Source organism: Flavobacterium sp. (assembly GCF_049318185.1).
GTDB lineage: Bacteria > Bacteroidota > Bacteroidia > Flavobacteriales > Flavobacteriaceae > Flavobacterium.
Genome location: NZ_JBMOGV010000120.1, coordinates 1 through 6,068 on the forward strand (window position 1 = coordinate 1; position 6,068 = coordinate 6,068).

Genomic DNA, 6,068 nt, shown 5'->3' on the forward strand with positions numbered 1-6,068 from the left:
CGAATTCCTTTGTATTCTTCATTAATCAAATCCTGATTCGACAAACTTTCATCAGAGGCATAACCCCAAATTTCCTTTCGTACTTTTAAATGCAAATATTCAGCAAATGCTTCAGCCAATCTGTCGCCCAAAGCTTTTACTAAAATGGAATTGTAATCGTCTAATTGTTTTTCAAATGCTAATGCTTTTTCATCTACTCCAAAACCTGTTGTTACACAAAAACATCCTATATAATCTTTTTTACCGCTGTCTTTTGGTGCAATAAAATCAGCTAATGCAATATTTGGAGCGCCTGCAGTTTTTTGAGATTGTTGTCTTAAAGTTAGAAGTTGGAAGCTGGAAGCTGGAAGTTGAACATCAATATCATCATCATTTACAGTATTTGCTGAAAATATCCCTAGAATTCCTTTCGCAGTTAACCATTTTTCTGAAACGATTTGGCTTAACATTTTTTGAGCATCTTCAAACAAATTGGTGGCTTGTTCGCCAACAACCTCATCAGTTAAAATTGCAGGATATTTACCATGTAATTCCCACGATTGAAAGAACGGCGTCCAATCGATGAAATCAACTAATTCAGAAAGTTCCACTTCAACGGTTATTGTTCCGATAAAATTGGGTTTTACTGGTGTGAAATTATCCCAATCTAATTGCAATTTATTTTTACGCGCTTCTTCAATTGAAAGGAAATTTTTATCTCGACTTCTATTTAAATATCCTTCACGCAACTTGTCATATTCTTCCCGAATGGATTTGACGTAACCTACTTTAGTTTCATTTTGCAATAAATTACTAGCAACAGTCACGGCGCGCGAAGCATCGTTTACATGAACTACAGTTTCTTTGTATTCGGGTGCAATTTTCACAGCGGTATGAGCACGAGAAGTTGTTGCCCCACCAATCATAATTGGGATTTTGATATTAAGTTTATCCATTTCTTTGGCCAAATAAACCATTTCGTCTAAGGATGGTGTTATCAATCCGCTTAAACCGATAATGTCAACATTATGCTCAATTGCCGCTTGAATAATTTTTTCTGGTGGCACCATTACGCCCAAATCAATAATTTCAAAATTGTTACAACCTAAAACTACGGCTACAATATTTTTACCGATATCGTGAACATCGCCTTTTACTGTTGCCATTAATACTTTTCCAGCAGAAGAAGATTTTCCGTCTTTTTGCGCTTCGATGAATGGCAATAAATAGGCGACTGCTTTCTTCATAACTCTTGCCGATTTTACTACTTGGGGCAAAAACATTTTTCCGCTTCCGAATAAATCTCCCACAATATTCATTCCTGCCATCAAATTGATTTCGATGACATCAATTGCTTTTTCAGAATTTAACCTTGCTTCTTCTACATCTATTTCTATGAATTCATCAATTCCTTTTACCAATGAATATGTTAATCTATCTTGTATGGAATCATTTCTCCATTCTTGAATGGCTTTTTCATTCGCTTTGAAATCTCCTTTGAAACTTTCGGCTAAATCCAACAATCGTTCGGTAGCATCTTCTCTTCTATTCAACAACACATCTTCTACATGTTCTAATAAAATGGGATCGATTTCATCGTAAATCTCCAACATTTCAGGATTTACAATACCCATTGTCATTCCATTTTGAATCGCGTGGTATAAAAACGCCGAGTGCATCGCCTCACGCACTTTGTCATTACCACGGAAAGAAAACGAAACGTTACTAACTCCGCCTGAAATTCCAGCATATGGCAAATTTTCGCGTATCCATTTAGTAGCTCGGAAAAAATCTAAAGCGTTTAATTTATGTTCTTCCATTCCCGTTGCAACAGGGAAAATATTCGGGTCGAAAATGATATCTTCTGCTGGAAAATGCACTTCATTTACCAAAATCTCATAACTCCTTTTACAGATTTCAATTCGTCTTTCGTAATTATCGGCTTGACCTTTTTCATCAAAAGCCATGACAATTACCGCTGCACCGTATCTTTTAATCAACTTAGCGTGATGAATAAATGCTTCTTTACCTTCTTTTAATGAGATGGAATTTACTACGCCTTTTCCTTGTACTACTTTCAATCCAGCTTCGATGATTTCCCATTTGGAACTGTCAATCATCACTGGAACACGAGCAATATCTGGTTCAGCGGCAATTAGGTTTAAGAATCTAGTCATGGCATACACGCCATCCAACATTCCTTCATCCATATTGACATCGATGATTTGTGCGCCACCTTCTACTTGTTCACGAGCGACAGAAAGTGCTTCGTCATATTTCTCCTCTTTGATTAATCGAAGAAATTTGCGTGAACCAGTTACGTTTGTGCGTTCACCAACATTAATAAAATTAGTTTCGGGAGTTACTATTAGAGGTTCTAATCCTGATAATTTTAAGTATCGGTTGATGGTTGATGGTTGATGGTTGATGGAACTATCTGTACTCATTTTTATTTGTTCTTATAATAATTGATAAATCCATTGAGCAATTTTTTGCAACTTTGAATTTGACTAAAAATAACAGTAAAATTATTTTCATCAATATATTTTTGATCCAATGCTAAATAACATTGTGTTTCTAACTCATATAAAGAGCCTCTTGAAATATGCAAAAAATTAATCGTGTCCTTGGCTGTTTGACGACCACAACCTTCTGCTATATTAGATGGAACGGAAACGGCACATCTTCTCATTTGATTCACCAAACCAAAAATTTCTTCTTTAGGAAAAGCTTTAGTTGCATCATAAATCAAATTAGCTAGTTTCCTAGTTTCAACCCAAACATCTAATTTTATATATTCCATCTTTTTTGTTTTTAGTTGTTGGTTGATAGTTGAAAGGTGTTTGATTTCAATCTATCAACCAGTAACTATCAACTATCAACCCTCACACTTTCCTCGGTTTAAACTCTCTCGCTACTTCTGCAATAGCTTTTATATGCTCTGGTGTAGTGCCACAACAACCACCTATAATATTAACTAAATTATCTTGTAAATATTCTTTTATTAATGCTTGCATTTCATCTGGCGTTTGATCATATTGACCAAAAGCATTAGGTAACCCAGCGTTTGGATGTGCGGATATATTGAGTTGGGTGTTTATTGCCAATCTTTTTAAGTAGGGTTTTAGTTGGTCAGCTCCAAGAGCACAATTGAAACCTATACTTAATAAATTAATATGCTGAATTGAAATTAAAAATGCTTCCACCGTTTGCCCAGAAAGTGTTCTTCCCGAAGCATCGGTAATTGTTCCTGAAACCATAACTGGAATGTCAAGATTGCGTTCTTCTTTTACTTCTTCGATAGCGAATAATGCGGCTTTGGCGTTTAAAGTATCAAAGATTGTTTCTACTAAAAGTACATCACAACCTCCATCAATTAAAGCCTCTACTTGTTGTTTGTAGGCAATTCGTAAATCATCAAAAGTTACCGCACGAAATCCTGGATCATTTACATCGGGTGACATAGATGCTGTTCGGTTTGTTGGTCCAATGGAACCTGCTACAAAGCGTTTTTTGTCTTTAAATTCATCTGCCACTTCGCGAGCAATTTTAGCTGATTCGTAGTTTAGTTCGTAAACCAAATCTTCGAGATGGTAATCTGCCATTCCAATTGTAGTTCCTGAAAAAGTATTAGTCTCCACAATATCAGCGCCAGCTTCAAAATACAATCGGTGCACTTGTTTTACAGCTTCGGGCTGTGTGATGGAAAGTAAATCATTATTTCCTTTTAATGGATGAAGAAAATCTTTAAACCGTTCACCACGAAAATCTTCTTCAGAAAAATTATTGCGTTGTAGCATTGTTCCCATCGCTCCATCGAGGACGAGGATTCTATGTTTAATAGCTTCTTGAATTTTTGACATATAAATAGTTACAACTATTGAAAGTTGTTGTTTAAATTATATGTTATCGTGAAAGGGAGAAGAATTCTCAGGGTTATCTGTACGGATACTGAAACAAGTTCAGCACTCGGTAGAATGTAGCACCTTCTTTTGGCAAAGGGTTGCTAAGCTTTCATCGGGTCTAATCCCTCCAGCTTTCGTGATAACAAACAATAAGTTTATGAACGGTGCAAAGTAACGGCATAGAATTTTAATTTGCAAGAGTTTTTTTTGATTTTAATTTTTAACTAGAGTGATATTATAAAAAAAACAGATAATAATTTGCAATTCAATTTGATTTTATACATTTGCACTCGAAATTAAGAGGAAAAATTTGTACTGATTGCAACCTCTATTCGAACTTGAATCTTTTATGAGATTCTGAAACAAGTTCAGAATAAAAAAATGCTAAAGCAGAAACTCTTCTTTAGCTTTCCAAGCAATCCTCTTTTTATCGATAATATTAATTTTAAACTAAAATATATAGTTATGGCTTATTTATTTACGTCGGAGTCTGTTAGTGAAGGACATCCAGACAAAGTAGCTGATCAAATTTCAGATGCATTAATCGACAATTTTCTAGCATTTGATGCTGAGTCAAAAGTAGCTTGTGAAACATTGGTAACTACTGGTCAAGTAATTCTTGCTGGAGAAGTAAAATCGAACACCTATCTTGATGTGCAACAAATTGCAAGAGAAGTAATTAGAAAAATTGGTTATACAAAAAGTGAATATATGTTTGAAGCTGATTCGTGTGGTGTTTTATCTGCAATTCATGAGCAATCAGCCGATATTAATCAAGGAGTTGATAAGGCTAATAAAGAAGAGCAAGGTGCAGGAGACCAAGGTATGATGTTTGGTTATGCAACTAATGAAACGGAAAATTACATGCCATTAGCCCTGGACTTGTCACACGCTTTGTTAATTGAATTGGCTAATTTAAGAAGAGAAAACAACGAAATCAAATACCTTCGCCCTGACGCAAAATCACAAGTTACATTAGAATATTCTGATGATAATAAACCACAAAGAATTGACGCTATTGTAATCTCTACGCAACATGATGATTTTGCACCAGAAGCTGAAATGTTAGCCAAAATTAAAAATGATTTAGTAGGTATTTTGATTCCAAGAATTAAAGCAAAATATCCTCAATATGCTCATTTATTTAATGATAATATTACGTATCATATCAACCCAACTGGAAAATTTGTTATTGGAGGACCACACGGAGATACTGGTTTAACAGGAAGAAAAATTATTGTGGATACTTATGGTGGAAAAGGTGCGCACGGTGGAGGAGCATTCTCTGGTAAAGACCCATCAAAAGTAGATCGTTCCGCTGCTTATGCAACCCGTCACATTGCAAAAAACTTGGTTGCTGCAGGATTATGTGATGAAGTTTTAGTGCAGGTTTCTTATGCTATTGGTGTGGCAAAACCAACTTCAATTAATGTAGTTACTTATGGTACTTCAAAAGTGAATTTAACTGATGGAGAAATTAGTAAAAAAGTGGAGGCGATTTTTGATATGCGTCCATACTTCATTGAACAACGATTAAAATTGAGAAATCCTATTTACAGTGAAACTGCTGCTTACGGCCACATGGGAAGAACTCCCGAGACGGTTACAAAAACTTTCCAATTGCCAAATGGAGCTCCAAAAACAGTAACTGTAGATTTATTTACTTGGGAGAAATTAGATTTTGTAGATAAAGTAAAAGCAGCTTTTGGATTGTAAAATCCGAGACGCTTACTCATAAAAAAATCCTGCAATTGCAGGATTTTTTAGTTTACAAATTATATTTTAAACTAAAAATTATATATCTCGGCTGTACTTGATATTGAGAATTTCTAGTAGAAAACTGAGAGAAATTATCATCGTTAATTGAAGTGGTGTTCAAAATATTAGTAGCCGCTATTTTATATTCCATGTGACTGGCTTTTGTTTTTTGATAAGTTAAACTTGCAGATAGAAAGTCATATTCTTGATCCACGGTTTTATCATTGTTATAATAATGAAAAAACTCATACTCAGAAACAAAGGAGAAACTTTTCAAGAAGAAATAATCCAATTTAACCGATGGACTATCCGTATAAAAAGTATCATTTGGATATTGATTAACCGTATAATTATAGGACAATTCAATATTGGGAATGTCTTTAAAATTAGTAGAAGCGCCTATTCTGTAATTTTGAGTAAAACTTT

At 34.7% G+C, this 6,068-nt stretch carries 4 protein-coding genes, 1 pseudogene and 1 riboswitch; of the genes and pseudogenes, 1 reads left to right on the top strand and 4 read right to left on the bottom strand.

Features of this window, described 5'->3' with window-relative positions; translation table 11 throughout:
* The 3 genes from metH to ACOYLT_RS09755 all read right to left on the bottom strand — a co-directional run.
* Positions 1-2,426: methionine synthase (metH, locus tag ACOYLT_RS09745; protein ID WP_422853663.1), on the bottom strand; the 2,426-nt coding region annotated here is incomplete at its 3' end.
* Between the two features lie 2 nt (positions 2,427-2,428).
* A complete protein-coding gene (locus tag ACOYLT_RS09750) occupies positions 2,429-2,782 on the bottom strand; it encodes a four helix bundle protein (protein WP_422853664.1) in 354 nt (117 codons plus the stop codon).
* 82 nt (positions 2,783-2,864) lie between these two features.
* Positions 2,865-3,842 (bottom strand): homocysteine S-methyltransferase family protein, encoded by a 978-nt coding sequence (locus ACOYLT_RS09755; protein WP_422853665.1) that lies wholly within the window; start codon positions 3,840-3,842, stop codon positions 2,865-2,867.
* Positions 3,843-3,912: 70 nt separating this feature from the next.
* A riboswitch (SAM riboswitch) is annotated at positions 3,913-4,030 on the bottom strand.
* Positions 4,031-4,349: 319 nt separating this feature from the next.
* Here ACOYLT_RS09755 and metK point away from each other — a divergent pair.
* Positions 4,350-5,600, top strand: a complete 1,251-nt coding sequence (gene metK / locus ACOYLT_RS09760; RefSeq protein WP_422853666.1) for a methionine adenosyltransferase — start codon at positions 4,350-4,352, stop codon at positions 5,598-5,600.
* A 52-nt stretch (positions 5,601-5,652) separates the two neighbouring features.
* Here the strand turns inward: metK and ACOYLT_RS09765 are convergent.
* A pseudogene (locus tag ACOYLT_RS09765) lies at positions 5,653-6,068 on the bottom strand (TonB-dependent receptor); the annotation flags it as partial.